Annotated in this window: 17 protein-coding genes and 1 pseudogene; 6 read left to right on the top strand and 12 right to left on the bottom strand. The window is 36.6% G+C overall.

What is annotated here, in order from left to right:
- Positions 1–146 precede the first annotated feature (146 nt).
- Positions 147–572 carry a DUF2621 domain-containing protein gene (locus IRB43_RS05630; RefSeq protein ID WP_203362481.1) on the top strand — a complete coding sequence of 142 codons (426 nt, stop codon included), beginning with the start codon at positions 147–149 and terminating at the stop codon, positions 570–572.
- Between the two features lie 103 nt (positions 573–675).
- Here IRB43_RS05630 and IRB43_RS05625 read toward each other — a convergent pair whose 3' ends face one another.
- From IRB43_RS05625 to IRB43_RS05615, 3 genes are all read right to left on the bottom strand, one after another.
- Complete coding sequence (locus IRB43_RS05625) at positions 676–1,140, bottom strand: CcdC family protein (protein WP_203362790.1); 465 nt, start codon at positions 1,138–1,140, stop codon at positions 676–678.
- Between the two features lie 80 nt (positions 1,141–1,220).
- Complete coding sequence (locus tag IRB43_RS05620; RefSeq protein WP_203362480.1) at positions 1,221–1,580, bottom strand: response regulator; 360 nt, start codon at positions 1,578–1,580, stop codon at positions 1,221–1,223.
- A 42-nt stretch (positions 1,581–1,622) separates the two neighbouring features.
- Positions 1,623–2,330 (bottom strand): cytochrome c biogenesis CcdA family protein, encoded by a 708-nt coding sequence (locus tag IRB43_RS05615; protein WP_203362479.1) that lies wholly within the window; start codon positions 2,328–2,330, stop codon positions 1,623–1,625.
- 197 nt (positions 2,331–2,527) lie between these two features.
- On the opposite strand from IRB43_RS05615, the gene IRB43_RS05610 reads away from it, so the two are divergent.
- Positions 2,528–2,731 carry an aspartyl-phosphate phosphatase Spo0E family protein gene (locus IRB43_RS05610; RefSeq protein ID WP_238941841.1) on the top strand — a complete coding sequence of 68 codons (204 nt, stop codon included), beginning with the start codon at positions 2,528–2,530 and terminating at the stop codon, positions 2,729–2,731.
- Positions 2,732–2,882: 151 nt separating this feature from the next.
- Here the strand turns inward: IRB43_RS05610 and IRB43_RS05605 are convergent, their stop codons facing one another.
- The 7 genes from IRB43_RS05605 to yneA all read right to left on the bottom strand — a co-directional run bounded on the left by IRB43_RS05605 (position 2,883) and on the right by yneA (position 9,221).
- Positions 2,883–4,442, bottom strand: coding sequence for a hypothetical protein (locus IRB43_RS05605; RefSeq protein ID WP_203362478.1), 1,560 nt, complete (start codon positions 4,440–4,442; stop codon positions 2,883–2,885).
- Between the two features lie 311 nt (positions 4,443–4,753).
- Positions 4,754–4,969, bottom strand: coding sequence for a YneF family protein (locus tag IRB43_RS05600; protein ID WP_203362477.1), 216 nt, complete (start codon positions 4,967–4,969; stop codon positions 4,754–4,756).
- Between the two features lie 80 nt (positions 4,970–5,049).
- A complete protein-coding gene (gene sirA / locus IRB43_RS05595; RefSeq protein ID WP_203362476.1) occupies positions 5,050–5,496 on the bottom strand; it encodes a sporulation inhibitor of replication protein SirA in 447 nt (148 codons plus the stop codon).
- Between the two features lie 194 nt (positions 5,497–5,690).
- The gene (gene tkt / locus IRB43_RS05590; RefSeq protein WP_203362475.1) at positions 5,691–7,700 is read right to left on the bottom strand and encodes a transketolase; all 2,010 of its coding nucleotides are present in this window, start codon (positions 7,698–7,700) and stop codon (positions 5,691–5,693) included.
- 129 nt (positions 7,701–7,829) lie between these two features.
- A complete protein-coding gene (locus tag IRB43_RS05585; protein WP_203362474.1) occupies positions 7,830–8,063 on the bottom strand; it encodes a DUF896 domain-containing protein in 234 nt (77 codons plus the stop codon).
- Positions 8,064–8,135: 72 nt separating this feature from the next.
- Positions 8,136–8,795: a YneB family resolvase-like protein gene (locus IRB43_RS05580; protein ID WP_203362473.1), complete on the bottom strand. Its 660-nt coding sequence runs from the start codon at positions 8,793–8,795 to the stop codon at positions 8,136–8,138.
- 102 nt (positions 8,796–8,897) lie between these two features.
- A complete protein-coding gene (yneA, locus tag IRB43_RS05575) occupies positions 8,898–9,221 on the bottom strand; it encodes a cell division suppressor protein YneA (protein WP_203362472.1) in 324 nt (107 codons plus the stop codon).
- Between the two features lie 155 nt (positions 9,222–9,376).
- Between yneA and lexA the strand changes: the two genes are divergently transcribed.
- From lexA to IRB43_RS05555, 4 genes and pseudogenes are all read left to right on the top strand, one after another.
- The gene (lexA, locus tag IRB43_RS05570; protein ID WP_203362788.1) at positions 9,377–9,994 is read left to right on the top strand and encodes a transcriptional repressor LexA; all 618 of its coding nucleotides are present in this window, start codon (positions 9,377–9,379) and stop codon (positions 9,992–9,994) included.
- 183 nt (positions 9,995–10,177) lie between these two features.
- The gene (gene asnB / locus IRB43_RS05565) at positions 10,178–12,049 is read left to right on the top strand and encodes an asparagine synthase (glutamine-hydrolyzing) (RefSeq protein ID WP_203362471.1); all 1,872 of its coding nucleotides are present in this window, start codon (positions 10,178–10,180) and stop codon (positions 12,047–12,049) included.
- Positions 12,050–12,691: 642 nt separating this feature from the next.
- A pseudogene (locus IRB43_RS18140) lies at positions 12,692–13,478 on the top strand (helix-turn-helix domain-containing protein).
- A gap of 117 nt (positions 13,479–13,595) precedes the next feature.
- Positions 13,596–14,453, top strand: coding sequence for a hypothetical protein (locus tag IRB43_RS05555; RefSeq protein WP_203362470.1), 858 nt, complete (start codon positions 13,596–13,598; stop codon positions 14,451–14,453).
- A gap of 109 nt (positions 14,454–14,562) precedes the next feature.
- Here IRB43_RS05555 and IRB43_RS05550 read toward each other — a convergent pair whose 3' ends face one another.
- A complete protein-coding gene (locus IRB43_RS05550; protein ID WP_203362469.1) occupies positions 14,563–14,922 on the bottom strand; it encodes a hypothetical protein in 360 nt (119 codons plus the stop codon).
- A gap of 4 nt (positions 14,923–14,926) precedes the next feature.
- The gene (locus IRB43_RS05545) at positions 14,927–15,412 is read right to left on the bottom strand and encodes a DUF4879 domain-containing protein (RefSeq protein ID WP_203362468.1); all 486 of its coding nucleotides are present in this window, start codon (positions 15,410–15,412) and stop codon (positions 14,927–14,929) included.
- Between the last annotated feature and the right edge of the window lie 26 nt (positions 15,413–15,438).

Raw genomic sequence — 15,438 nt, 5'->3', positions numbered from 1 at the left:
ATCTGTATATTTAATAGTAACGAATTATTGAATGAATGCAAATGAACAAAATGCAAACAGCTCCGCACCTACTGTTTATCTATTGTTTCACCTCCATCAATTGTCTATAATAGTAACGAAAGTAAGTGATAGTTGGAGGTTGCATAATGCTAGAAGGCTGGTTTTCTTATTTTATTTTATTCTGGGTCGTTATATTAATGGGAAGCTTTGCTATTGGTGGCTTCTTTATGTTTAGAAAATTTTTAAAACGCTTTCCAAAAGAAGATGGCTTTTCGGATATGGATTGGGAAGAATACTATGTAACACAAACGAGAAACTTATGGAAACAGCAAGAAAAGGACTTACTAGAGGAGCTTGTCAGCCCAGTACCTGAATTGTTCCGCGATGTTGCTCGTCATAAAATTGCCGGAAAAATTGGTGAGATCACGTTAAAAGAAAAGGCAACAGAAGTCACACAGGACCTAGTAATCCGCGGATACATCATTGCGACTCCAAAACGAGACCATAAGTTTTTGCGAAAAAAACTCGACGAAATGAACATTGATATCTCTCCCTATGAACATTTGTTTTAATCTTATTATGTTGTCTCATTAAAATGTGATAATGGATTTTGAGCTTATTTGAACAGAATGAAAAGAACACGCAGAAATTTTTTCTCTGCGTGTTCTTTTCATTCTATTTACCTAGTTCTCGGCTTAACTTTTGATATTTTATATACATCGCAATACGCCAAGGAACGATCATGGAGAAGGCCAAAATAAAAAACATGCCACTTAGCTCGCCCACATCAATCGAACTACTTAATATTCCTTTGCCAATAATCCGGATAATAAGCAAGCTAATTAAAATAATCGGAAACGCTTTAGAACGTTTCAAATAAATTTGCTGATCTCGAATCTCAAAATTAGATGTTTTAATTAATAAAATGGAAAACAACATGCCTACTATCATCGCTTCTAATAGTTCCATTAAACTCACTCTGAATTCAGGAATAATAAACATTAATGCCCCTGTACTCATAAATACAGGAGGCAAAATAATCTTTTTAACGGACGTTGGTTTCTTCGAAGCTTTCATTCGAATAACAATCACGCCAATTCCCATCAGAACTGCGAACACAGATGAAGCTACATATAACATCTTCATCAACCCTTATCCTAAAATAAATTTTATAAGTAGCCATATTAGCAACGGAATCATTCGAAACCGTCGCAAATGATTTAACTTAGTATGCGCCGCAAGGATTCATCTACACGTGCTTCATCGAATGGTTTAGTCACAAAATCCTTTGCTCCCGCCTCAATCGCCTCCATTACCATTCTTTGCTGCCCCATCGCTGAACATATAATAATTTTCGCTTCAGGAAATTCAGCTTTGATTTTACTTGTTGCTTCAATCCCATTCATAATAGGCATTGTGATATCCATCGTCACGATATCCGGCCGTAGCTTTCGATATAAGCTCACTGCTTCTGCTCCGTTTTCAGCTTCACCGATGACATTATGATTCAACTTGACTAACATGTCTGTTAACGTTGCTCTCATAAACTTTGTATCATCTACAATCAAAACACTCGCCACATACGTTCCTCCCCAATTTTAACCTCTATTTCATATGCCCTGTTAGAACCCAGTAAAATCTCCAAAAATCGGACTTAACAGCGAAATAATCTTCGTCATCCAGTTGAAAAATAGAACAATCCCCATGATGATCATAACATAGCCGCCCACTTTCACAATTTTCGCACTATGCGTACGAATCCACTTCATACGGCCAATAAAGAAAGAAAGTACAAAAAAGGGAATAGCAAATCCAAGTGTATAAGCAAGCATATAAAGCAAACCAGAACCTGGATTGGATGCTGCAAGGGTAAATACAGATAGTAATATCGGCCCTGTACAAGGAGTCCATCCTGCCGCAAAAGCAAGCCCAATCAATACAGATCCTAAATAACCGCTCGGCCGATTTTTAAACTCTATCCGACGATCCGTCATCATAAATTTAGGCTGCAAAATACCTGTTACGACTAAACCAAAAAAGACAATAAATATCGCGCCCATTTGGCGAATTAAATCTTGATACTGAAACAAAATATTCCCAATAAAAGAACTAGTAAAGCCGAGCGCAATAAAAATAATAGAAAAACCTAGTAAAAAGAAGAGAGTGTGCAGCATGCTTCTTCTTTGGAGCATCGCATTATCATTTTTTACTTCATTTACACTCATTCCCGTTATGTATGATAAAAATGCTGGATAAAGTGGTAAGCAGCAAGGTGAAATAAAACTTAAAAACCCAGCCCCGAAGGCTATAAAAATATTGACATCACTCATAAAGACCCCCCGCCTTTCTTTTGCTATTGTAACAAAGTTTTTAAAGATACGCGAAAAAATAATTTATGAATACTTTGTGACAAATAACAACCTCCCCTCCTAATGATCTTATTCAGACAAAGAAAATAGCGGAAGAAGAATTTTTTGAAAAAAAGAAAAAAATTGGTTATACTATCAATAATCCATTAAATACAATCATGAAAGGATTTACCGGAGTGTCTAAAGAACATTTATTAGATACAATAGAAAAAAAACGCCTAGAATTATTAGACATTGTATCCATTTACGGATTAAATTCTCCATTAGCGATTCAATACAGCCAAGAACTAGATACGTTATTAAATGATTATGATCGTAATTATATTCAACCTTTAGTCGATAAAAATAAACCGTTGACCTAATTATCCAAAAACAAAGAAAGCCCATATTCTTTATAAGGCTTAACAATTTCAGCCCTCACCTTTTCTTATCAAACCAAGAGCTAAAATTAAAAAGAGCAAACTCTTTTTCTATTTGCTCTTTTTTAGCATAACAAGCCAAAAGTCACACTGCTTACCCCTCCACTTTCCAGTGAACTTTTACATTATTCGTTCCCGTTTTAGGTGCATTTAAAAAATTGATGATCAAATTCTTTTCATTATAAGTAATATAATTGATTTTTGCTTCACCTGCTACTGCATTACTTGGCTGTACAAACGCAACATTAGGTACTTCTCCTAGCCCATGTGGTATACTATACGTCTTTTGAATACTATTACCACTCAAATAAGAAGTACCTGATTTCTCGCTTTTTATAATTGATAAAACTCCCCATTTACCAGGGCTTCCAGCCTCTAAGCATACCCACGAACCGACGCCATGCTTTTGTGGAGATAAGTTGATGACCACATCGCCGAGTGCATATTCACCACTTGTCGGAATGTCCGATTCAAAAAAAATCTTCCTACCATTAATTATTATTCCTTTTCCTTCTGAATTTTTTACACTTATCCCGTTAGAATTGATTTCTGTGACCGTTGATCCGCCAGTAAGAGGATTATATAAATTTCCATTACTAGGAAGGATGGTTTGGTTTAATGTTACATGAGAATCATTGTTTACTACAAGAGGTAAGTTTACAGCATAATTCCCTGAAATATAGTCTTTAAAAATGCCACCATTCATCACTAAAGAACTTCCATTGTCAATAGACAGTAGGTACGTTTCTTTAATATCCGACCCTTTTATCTCAGTAGCTCTAGGACTATTAATTACCACCTTTGAATTTGTCATAACCAGAAATTCACCAGAGTTAAGCCATTCTGCCGATGGAGAATTAAAAATAAGACTTTCAGATGATTCTATATAAAAAGCTTCTTCCCTAGAATAATCCACCAAAGGAACATCAAATACAGAATATGACAACCCGAAAATTTTTAGACAGTTTTTCATATCAGTACCAACAATCTGTTTTGAGTGAATAGAAGTTGATCCACCAGCCCCTGATCCATCGTCATCTAAATGAAAAACACAAAAGCCTCCATCCTGTCTGAGGTTATCCAATGTCGGTATCAACCACCATGTAAAGCCTTTAACTAAAGTATTGAACTTATACGCTTCACCTTTAATACTATCCATTTCTGAGTTAGTCAGTCTAGGCGCAAAAATACCATATTCATGCCATTGATTTGTGTGCTTTGATCCAAAATACACATTTTTAATTTTTACATTTTCTGCATATTCATTATCTTGATGTTTTATAATCATATGAGCATCAACAGTGTAATAATCGATGATTCCTTCAGCTGTAAAAAAAAGATTTGAACCCTCACCTTTTTTGTTATTCACTTTTCTAATTTCAGCATGGCCAAGATCAATATTTGCATGTGATTGAATATAAAGTGGTGAAGTGATTCTAAAAACAGCATTTTTATCTCCATTAAAGACTTTAGCTTTATGGATAGATGAGTAATCAAATGCTGCTTGTAACGCGTTTGTATCATCAATAATACCATCTCCAACAACTCCGAATTTTTTTATATTAATTGAAACATCATCCAAATACTCAACGGTATCATTCACTTTTTTAACAAAGTTCGGATCCATCATATCTTCACTTATTTTTTTCGGCATTATACATTTTCCTCCTGCATATAATTATCTTTAAAGTATTTCTGTTACCATATATATGATATTAATTTATACAGCTTTAGGCATTTATTGATTATTTTTATAATTGATAATTTCGAATTTATTTTATTGATAGTATGCATGTATCACCGCATTTGTAAATGATCCATCTCCTACCAATAAAAAAACGCTTCTCTTCTATACAATACATAGAAAAGAAGCGTTTTAAGCATGAAAAGTAAACTCAATTATAATTTCAAGAGTTTCTAGGAGCATTCAGTCCTCCTTGTGAAAATCATTGAAATGACTCTGAATCACTTCCCATCCATATGCTTGTTCATTTGCGCCATCATTTGATTTATCTTCTTTTGGGATGGTTTTTGTCCCATTTGCATCATCATTATGCGTAGCATTTGTTCATTAATTGGTGGGTTTTTCTTCAAGTAATCCATCATGTACTTACGAGCAATGAAAAACCCAATTGCAACTCCAGCCGCTAGAGCCAGAATTCCAACTAGCACATACCACATAAAATACTTCCTCCTTCATGTTGTCTACTAAAAGTTTACTAAACCACAAGTCATTATACAACATGAAAGAGAAATTTTCCTCATCTAAACAGGATTTCTTTCTTGATAGGCTCAAGCCAGCCATAATTTTTCCTTTTAAAGTCAACTGCAAACAGATATGCGTTCATTTTTTTCAGTGCATGGAAAAAAATTGCTTCTGATTCATAGCTTCCCGAGGCCTGTAAATATAAGCATTGTTCATCAACAAACAATTCTGCTCGTCCCTTATTATTTGGGAGATCAATCTGAAAATAATGATCATTGTGTATATTAAACCAACTTCTTGCTGATAAAGCTTCCCAGAGCAAATCTCTCACTTCAGAAATCAAAAACTTGTTTGTAATGTATTGAATTTGTTTTTCAATAATTTGTTGCTGTTCACTTTCCCCACAGGAGCTTTCAAAAAATAGCTGAAAAAAATTTTGTTCTCGTCCATAAAAATAATGAGCAAATTCTTCAGTAATCCAGTAAATTTGATAGCTTCTCATCTATTGAACCTCCTGCAAGCTTTTTATCCTAATTATAGTCAATAACTAAACGTAAACTTGTTGAAGCTTGAAAAAAAACACCACTAGTTTTGTCGATTCGGCTATTCTATTTAAAGAATAACTCTGTTCAAGTAGCAACATTATGGTTTAACAAAGTAAAAAAGCCAACCCCTTATACAGGAGTTGGCTGTAGCTTATTCATTTTCTAATAATAATTTAGCGCGTGAAACTACATTGTCAACAGTGAAGCCATATTCTTTCATCACTAACTCGCCCGGAGCAGAAGCACCAAATTGATCAATAGCGATAATATCACCTTCATCGCCAGTGTAACGCTCCCAACCTAAAGAAGCACCCATTTCAATCGCAAGACGCTTTTTAACAGATTTCGGAAGCACCGAACGTTTATACTCTTCTGATTGCTGTTCGAATAACTTCCATGAAGGCATGCTAATAACTGAAGCGTGAATTCCCTCTTGAAGTAAAGCTTGTTGCGCTTCAACCGCTAGGCCAACCTCGGAACCTGTTGCTAAAAGAAGAAGATCAGGAGTTTCTTTCTCAGAGGCAGAAATGATATAAGCCCCTTTCGCTACTCCTTCTTCTGCTGTTTGAGCTGTCCCTTTAATAGTCGGTAAGTTTTGACGAGTTAGCACGAGTACAGAAGGTGTAGATTTAGATGTCAGTGCGATTTTCCAAGCGGCCGCTGTTTCATTCCCGTCTGCCGGACGTAATACGTTTAAGTTAGGCATCGAGCGCAACGATGAAAGTTGCTCAATCGGCTCATGCGTAGGTCCATCTTCCCCTACTGCAATACTATCATGAGTAAACACGTAAGAAACAGGGAGACCCATTAAAGCAGCTAAACGTATCGCTGGACGTAAGTAGTCAGAGAAAACAAAGAATGTTCCACCGAATACTTGAAGACCTCCATGAAGCGCCATTCCATTCATTGCCGCTCCCATCGCAAATTCGCGAACACCGAACCAAATATTGCGTCCTTCATAGGAAGTAGCAGAGAAATCTTCTGCTTTCTTGATCATTGTTTTATTCGAGCCGGCAAGGTCAGCAGAACCGCCAATAAAAGTCGGAAGGTTATTAGCAATCGCGTTAATGACTTCGCTAGAAGAAGAGCGGCTAGCAATGCTCGTTCCTTCTTCATAAACAGGAATATCCTTTTCCCAACCTTCTGCTAACTCTCCTTTAATAGCAAGTTCTAGCTGTTTGCCAAGTTCAGGATGCTGATTTTTATATTGTTCGAATAACTGATTCCACTCATTTTCTTTCGTTTGTCCTGGCTGAACAATCATTTCTTCAAAACGATTATACACTTCATCAGGCACATAAAAATCTTCTTCAAACGTCCATTGGTAAGCCTCTTTTGTTAATTTCCGCTCATCCTCGCCTAACGGAGCGCCGTGAACATCTGATTTACCTGATTTATTTGGCGAACCATAACCAATAACTGTCTTAACTTCAATGATAGATGGACGATCTGTATCTTTTTGAGCTGCCTCTATTGCTTTGGCAACCTCCTCCATATCATTCCCATCTTCCACTCGTAAATATTGCCATCCATATGATTCAAATCGGCCTTTTACACTTTCTGAGAACGATTTATCCAGATCCCCATCAAGAGAAATATCGTTGGAATCGTACAATACAACTAAGCGTCCTAATTTCAAATGCCCTGCTAAAGATGCCGCCTCTGACGCAACACCTTCCATTAAATCACCATCTCCACATAATGTGTATGTATAATGATTGATAATTTCCATGTCCTCTTTATTGTAAACAGCTGCTAAATGACGTTCAGCCATGGCCATTCCTACTGCCATCGCAATTCCTTGTCCAAGAGGACCTGTCGTTGCTTCTACCCCGTCTGTATGACCATACTCTGGATGCCCCGGCGTTTTACTTCCCCACTGACGGAAGTTTTTAATCTCTTCCATGGAAAGATCATAACCGGATAGATGAAGCAAGCTGTATAATAGCATGGAGCCATGACCAGCTGATAATACAAAACGATCACGATTAAACCACTTTGAATTTTTAGGGTTATGATTTAAAAAACGGCTCCAAAGAGTATAGGCCATCGGTGCCGCTCCCATTGGCAAACCTGGGTGGCCAGAATTAGCCTTTTCAATTGCATCAATTGAAAGTGTGCGAATAGTATTCACTGCCTGTTGATCTACTTTATCAAACATCACAAACATCCTTTCTTCAGCGCATAATAGTCATTCTTAATATTATAGGTCTTTGTCCAAATATACAAGACGTAGGTGAACTCCTCTTTTACTTTTCTTACTATACACAAAAAGCTGGGATTTCCCAGCTTAGTGCATTCTTTTTTTATTTTGTATGTCTTTCACTTTTTTAGGCGTTACTTCATTGCCTTCAGGGTCAAAAACTCTAACGGTTTCAACTGTATTTCTCATTGAACGGCGAAACGCTTGTAAATACTCTTGGCGTAAATGTACTTGCTCTTGTTTTTCCTCACCGGTTAGACCTTCTGTTTTGGACTTTTTAGCCAATTCATTAATTCTCGCTATTTTTTCTGCAGATAGCATGGATTTCCCCTCTTTTCCTCGCAACTTCCGACACTATTTTACTAAAGAAAAAGCAGGCAAACAAGCAAGACGCTACTGCTCGCTTGTCTTCGGCTGACTTTCTATGTATTCCTTATATCGGCGATGTACGGTCGCTTTCGAAACATCATATCCAAATCCTCTTAAAGTAGCGGCAATTTCCCCGAATGTCAGCCGGTTCTTTCTCAACTGGACAATTTCTTCTATTGGTACCTCTTTACGCTCTCTTCCTGCTAAATTCCCTCGATTTTTTAAGTTTTTTTCCGGTTGATAGCCATTTTCTACAGCTCTCTTCATGCCGCGTTTAATTTTTAAATTATGTATTTTTCTTTGATACTCCTCCACCATACTTACAATGTTGATGACCATCGAATCAGATTCGGATAGTTGCAGTTCTCCTTCATCGGCTATAGTATATACCTTTGCTCCATCTTTAAATAAAGAATGCAAAAGAGCAATCTTAGCGTTACCGCGGCCAATCCTCGTCTCATCTTGAATGAGAACCACTTCAGCTCTTCCTTCTTTTATGACATCTAATAATTGTAGAATCCCTTCTCTGTCAAGCTCATAACCGCTGGCTTGATCTTTAATAACAGCTTCCACTTCATATCCATAGGTGGCTGCTAATTGTAATAGCTCTTCTTCTTGCCGTTCAAGAGACGTTTCTTGCGAGTCCTTCTTCGTACTGACCCGGCAATAAATAATCGCCTTCATTAAAAATACTCCTCCTTGATAAAAAACTGAACGAATAACCAGTGCGCAAACACATCTATCCACTATTACTCGCTTTTTCTATAAGACATGGCCGTTACCCATTTAGTTCTTTTTAAAAGCTAACTGATGGTCAGAGTAGGTTGAGTGAGCGGAACTCAACGGAAGCACTAACACATCACCTGGTTGAATTCTTGCTGTATGCAGCTCATTTTCTGTCTGAACCCAAATAATAAAATCTTCCTGTTTCATGCCGTTTATCTTATGATATTTTTCTGCAATCGTCCATAATGAGTCTCCTTCTTGTACAACAACCTCTAAATAGGGATCGCTTTCTTCACCGATATTAAAAATTAATATAGCACCAGCAACTACTGTCACAACTATAAATAATAAGACGAAAGAGTAATTTTTTATTAAAGTTTGCATATGTTCAACCCCTTGATCGAATATTTGTTCGTAAACCTACTATTATTCTATTTAGAACATTTGTTTGTGTCAAGTCTATTTTCGAACTTATGTTTGTACCTAATTTTCAAACATGGTATAATGAAGAAAAGAGTCGAATGGAAGAGGTGTAAATGATGATGAAAATTTCGAAAAGGCAACAGGATATATTAGACTTTATTAGACAAGAAGTTAGAACGAAAGGATATCCCCCATCTGTCAGGGAAATCGGAGAAGCCGTTGGTCTTGCCTCAAGTTCAACCGTACATGGACACCTTGCACGTCTTGAAAGTAAAGGATATATTCGCAGAGATCCTACAAAGCCGCGAGCAATTGAAGTTCTTGATATCGACGAAACGGTTCCGAAACAAAATGTTATTAACGTACCATTAATCGGGAAAGTAACTGCTGGTCTTCCCATCACAGCCATTGAAAATGTTGAAGAATATTTCCCACTCCCAGAAAAACTAGCAGCTGGGGATGAGCATGTTTTTATGTTAGAAATCATGGGAGACAGCATGATTGAAGCAGGTATATTAAATGGGGATTACGTGGTCGTTCGGCAACAACAAACAGCAAAAAATGGTGATATCGTTGTAGCGATGACGGAGGAAGATGAAGCGACCGTTAAACGTTTTTTTAAAGAGGAAGATTACATTCGATTACAACCAGAAAATTCTTCCATGGCACCAATCATCTTAAAAACTGTCAAGATTCTCGGAAAAGTGATTGGGGTTTTCCGCCAAATCCATTAAAAATCAGAAGCTTTCTCACGTAGGATACCACTCCCTATGAGAAAGCTTTTTTTATTTACTAAAGAAATAAGTTTATATATTGTTTCCCGTTTGAAGCAGATTGTGTTACCCTGTATAATGAGTTAATATGCTTTACTGACTGCATTTAATATTTTAATAATCAATGATAGAAAGGTGAAAGATATGTGTGGTTTTATAGGCTGTGCTTACGATGAAACAACTGCTATCCGATTGTCCGATCAGCAGTTTAAAGATATGAATGATATTATTTATCATAGAGGTCCTGATGAGGAAGGATATTATCAAGATGATTATGTCCAATTTGGTTTCAGAAGACTAAGTATTATTGATATTGAAAGTGGTACACAACCGCTGTCTTTTGAAAACGAGAATTATTGGATCATTTTCAACGGCGAAATTTATAATTATGTAGAAATAAGAGAAGAGTTAGAACAACAAGGTGTTAAGTTTAATACTTCTTCTGATACTGAAACTATTATCGCTTTATACAGTCAAATAAGAGAGAAAACGGTAGATAAACTGCGTGGAATGTTCGCATTCGTTATTTGGGATAAAAAGCGTAAAGAATTATTCGGTGCCCGCGATCCCTTTGGCATTAAGCCGTTCTTCTACAAACAAGACGGTAACCGGACATATTTCGCATCTGAAAAGAAAAGTATTTTACAAGCGTTGTCTGCCACTAACTTAAATGAGACTGCGCTGCAAAATTATTTAACTTATCAATATGTACCTGAACCGCAAACGATGGATACAGATATATATAAATTAGAGCCTGGGCACTACTTCACGAAAAAGATCGGAGAAGAAATGAAAATTCACCGTTACTGGAAAGCTTCTTTTTCTCCAGTTCTTCGTTCTGAAACAGATTATGTCAAAATGGTCCAAGATGTACTTTTCGATTCTGTAAAAGTACATATGCGAAGTGATGTACCAGTGGGTTCATTCCTATCAGGGGGAATCGATTCTTCCGTTATTGCTGCGATTGCAAAAACTTATCACCCTAGCATTAAGACGTTCTCTGTCGGCTTCGAGCGTGATGGTTTTAGCGAAGTTGATGTAGCGAAAGAAACAGCGGAAAAGTTAGGATTAGAAAATATCAGTTATATCATTTCTCCTGAAGAATACATGAAGGAACTTCCAAAAATCATTTGGCATATGGGCGATCCACTAGCTGATCCAGCTTGTGTTCCACTGTATTTCGTAGCTAGAGAAGCGAGAAAACATGTAACTGTTGTACTATCTGGCGAAGGCGCCGATGAATTATTTGGCGGTTACAATATTTATCGCGAACCTCAATCATTGAAATTCTTTAATTACGTACCTTCTATGCTCCAAGCTTCTTTGAAAAAATTGTCGCAAATTATGCCTGAAGGAGTAAAAGGAAAAAGCTTTATTGAACGCGGAGTAACCCCGATGGAGGAACGTTATATCGGGAATGCGAAAATGTTTGAAGAGCAAGAGAAACAAACATTATTGCAGAACTACCAAACAGGCATGGACTATACGAACATTACGAAGCAGTTGTATAAAGAAACCGTTGGCTACGACGATGTGGACCGCATGCAATATATCGATATTCATACTTGGATGCGCGGCGATATCTTATTAAAAGCAGACCGAATGACCATGGCGCATTCATTGGAGCTTCGGGTTCCTTTTCTAGATAAACGTGTATTTGAAGTAGCTTCTCAAGTTCCTACACAATTGAAAACAGCTGACGGCACAACAAAATATATTTTACGTAAAGCAGCGGAAGGAATTGTACCAGATCACGTTCTAAATAGAAAGAAATTAGGATTCCCTGTTCCTATTAGACATTGGTTAAAAGACGAAATGTACGACTGGGCTGTTCAAATTATTAAGACGAGCGGAACAGACCACCTTCTTAATAAACAGTATGTTCTGCAGCTGTTAGAAGACCATTGCCAAGGCAAAGGCGATTACAGCCGCAAAATATGGACCGTTCTGATCTTCATGATTTGGCATGCTGTGTTTGTTGAAAAGTCATATGACCGGCAAGTAGTTGGTGCATAATAAGAAGACCCTTAAAGCGAATATTAAGCTTTAAGGGCCTTTTTTATTATATAACTTGTTAAATGAAACAACCGTATATTTCACGAAACAGTATTATGTTTTCCGTAGTTATGTATTTGATTCAGATCGAAACTGAAGCAAATACATTCCAAAAATTACATTGGGGGCGAAAAAGGGGCAAGAATTAAAAAAGTAATTTTATATTTGTATTCTGCCCCTACACAAAAACCCCTCAAAGCCTTATGGCTCAAGGGGTTTCTCTATTAATACATTTGCAAATATTGCTCGCGCTCCCAAGGGTGAACTTGTGTGCGGAACATATATTATAGAAGAAAAACACATCAAAATAATATAAAAATCATTGTTTATCAATGTTTTTAAATTTAAACCCGTCAAAATAAATCAGTATAGACGTTGTAAAATCGGGCAATTATCGGGTATTTATCGGGCATTTTTATACTAAAAACAAAAGAGCACAGCGTGTGCATGTAGTGCTACCAACACTCATGTACCGTCCGCCTGATCACACCAGGCAAACACTTGCTATGCTCATATGGATATTTTAAACCATATGGGTTCTTCAAGCAACGGTTTGCTTACACAGGCCGTTGCTTTTTTGTTTCCAAAAAGGAGACATATAATATGAAGAAACAAGCGATCACAATTATTGCTGGTAATGAAACGTATAAAAACCTAGCAACATTTAAAACGATTGACGATCTGAACGAAACTGTTCGCGCATATAAGGAGAAGTTTGTCGATCAACTGAACAAGAACCAGTTGGCTGTATTGAATCACCTACACAATTATTCAGCTAAATATTTTGGTGTGTCTTTTAGAACAAAGAAACATATTGCTGAATCGCTTGAAATTAGCCGCAGAACGGTTATTCGTGCATGTCAACACTTAGGAGTCGTTAGGGATTATTAAGCAACTAGAAATGAAGCGCAGAAGCGACATGAAGCAAACAAGCAACCTTATTGTTATCCAACCTTTAATTGTGGAAGAAAAGCAAGTTGTCACACAAGCACCTATTAAAAATGAAGAAAATTGTCACACCAATAAAACAAAATCTATTTCTTTAAAACAAAAGATTAATAACAAACGTACAGAGCGTGTCGAAAAGGAGTTATCCAGAATTATTCCTTCTTGGATCGATAAAGACTTTGCTGACTATGTATCTATGTTTTTTAATGACTCAAAAGACATCGTAGAGCTGTACAGAATCGCTCTGGTTAACTCCAAAAAGTATGACAATATTAATACTCCAAAAATGGTTGAAGTGGCGCTGCAATCATTTAAAGACCTTGTGTGGAAGATTAAAAACTCGAAGGTTACTAACCAGTTTGGATTGTACACAGCTATCGTTCGTAAACAGTTGAAATCTGCACACATTAAAGCTCTTGCTACCAGTGTGTTTGATTTCTAGTCCTGATTACATGTGAAAGGAGCAAACACTTGGTACTAGATAATTAAATCTCTCCTTCCACATCTCTCCAATGAAAGGTAAAATATAGTTGATTATACTAAACAGGAGGATTGTGGAATGATTAGTTTTATAGTGTTTATAGGTTTTGTAGCAATGATTGTTGGTATTATTTTATTAATCAAGAATCTATTTAAGAAACAACAAAAACGAAATTCAGTAATTACTATCGCTGCCGGGTTCTTAGTGATGTTTACTGCTGCAGCTGTATCTCCAGAAACTAAAGATGCGATGGAAGAAGCAAAACAGGAAGAACAAGCAAAAAAAGAAGCCGAGCAGATTGAAAAAGAAGAAAGGCTAGCTGAAGAAGAAGCTAAGCGACAAGAAAAGGAAGAAAAGATAAAAGAACAAGAAAGATTAAAAAGAACTGAAGAAGAAAAGAAAAAGAAAGAAAAAGAACTTGCTAAAAAAGAAGCCGAAGAGAAACGACTAGCTAAAGAAAAGGAAGAAGCTCAAGCATTAAAAAATAAATCATTAGGATATAACTTAGATGAATTTGCTAAACGATTTAATGCTGCTTCTGACGAATTTAAATCCGATTTTAAAATTAATAATCCTAGCGTCCAATCTGGCAAAGCCCAAGATGTTTCACAGGTAACTTTGAATGACAACATTATTTTAACTATAACGATCAATAAAAAAGATGATACAGTCAGAGACGTTTCTATGATAGGAGTAGGCGACGGCAGTCAAGAATCTGCATTGGACATACTAACCGTATTAGGACTTATTATCACGACTACTAACCCCGATTTGTCACAAAATGAGCGAGGAAATGTGATCAAAGATTTAGGTCTTGATGGAAGTGATATAATTGGTAAAGAAGAAAGAACTACAAGAAACGGAATCGAATATTACCTCAGCGCCTCCAAAGAAATAGGAATTTTGTTTTCTGCTTCAAACGAAAACGATAAATAATATACCAAAGCCCCTCTCACACGAGAAGGGCTTGTTCTACTTACCTTGCAATTAACCACATTATAAATAGTGACTGCTTGTGATCTATGCTTTAACTTATAATAAATTATTATTTGTATTTTTTAATGAGCTCTTGGTCATTACCTACTAACCCTAACTTAAAAGCTTTATTAATGATAGAAGATACTTGGCCAGCATAAGCTACGTCTCCAGAGAGTCGCATTCTGTCCTGTAAAATCCCATTATGAAAGTCTGATACTTCACGAGATAAATCAGGATTAACCACTTTGTCGGATTTAATTGTATCCATAAATTCGCTTAAACCCATCTGACTTTCTATTTCTTCTATTGTTTGATCTCCAAAATCACTCCCTGTTTCCAGGTGCTGTTTGAAACGAGAAACTAAAGTCAATTGACTATACGCCTGAAAAGCTGCTTTATTACTAGGATTGCTAAAATCAACACTCATTGAATCAATTCACCTCTCCATTATTTATTGTGAAACTTAAACGATCATTAAAAACTTTATTAGGAGGATAATAATTCTTTGCAGAAACAGTTATTCCCCCAGAGCTTAATAATTCAATTGGGATTTTGTAATACTTTATATATCCATATACAATTCTATCCGCTCCCGATAATAAATCATCATTAGCTGCCTTGCTTGTTTGTGAAGTGATATCCACTCCATCACTATAAATTCGTGACCCTCCATAACTCTCAGTACCTTTGTAATATACCGCGATACGAACTTCAGATCCGTTTAAAGGTTTTTTTGCTGCCATTTGATAAGGATGGATATCTTCCCACACAAAGTTGTTACCATCCGATGTAATGCCAATAATTTGTAAATCCGTTAACGCTGGGGCTGGTCCTGCCAAAGACTTACTTGGAGTGACCCAAAATACTACAGACATAGTTAAAGCTAATGTTACTAAAACCGAAAATACTTTCTTCATTTTACCATTCCTCCTTATATATGTAA

Source organism: Bacillus sp. REN10 (assembly GCF_016820555.1).
Taxonomy (GTDB): Bacteria; Bacillota; Bacilli; order Bacillales; family Domibacillaceae; genus Bacillus_CE.
Note: the sequence above shows the minus strand (reverse complement) of the source record. Positions and strands in the feature narration are given on the sequence as shown.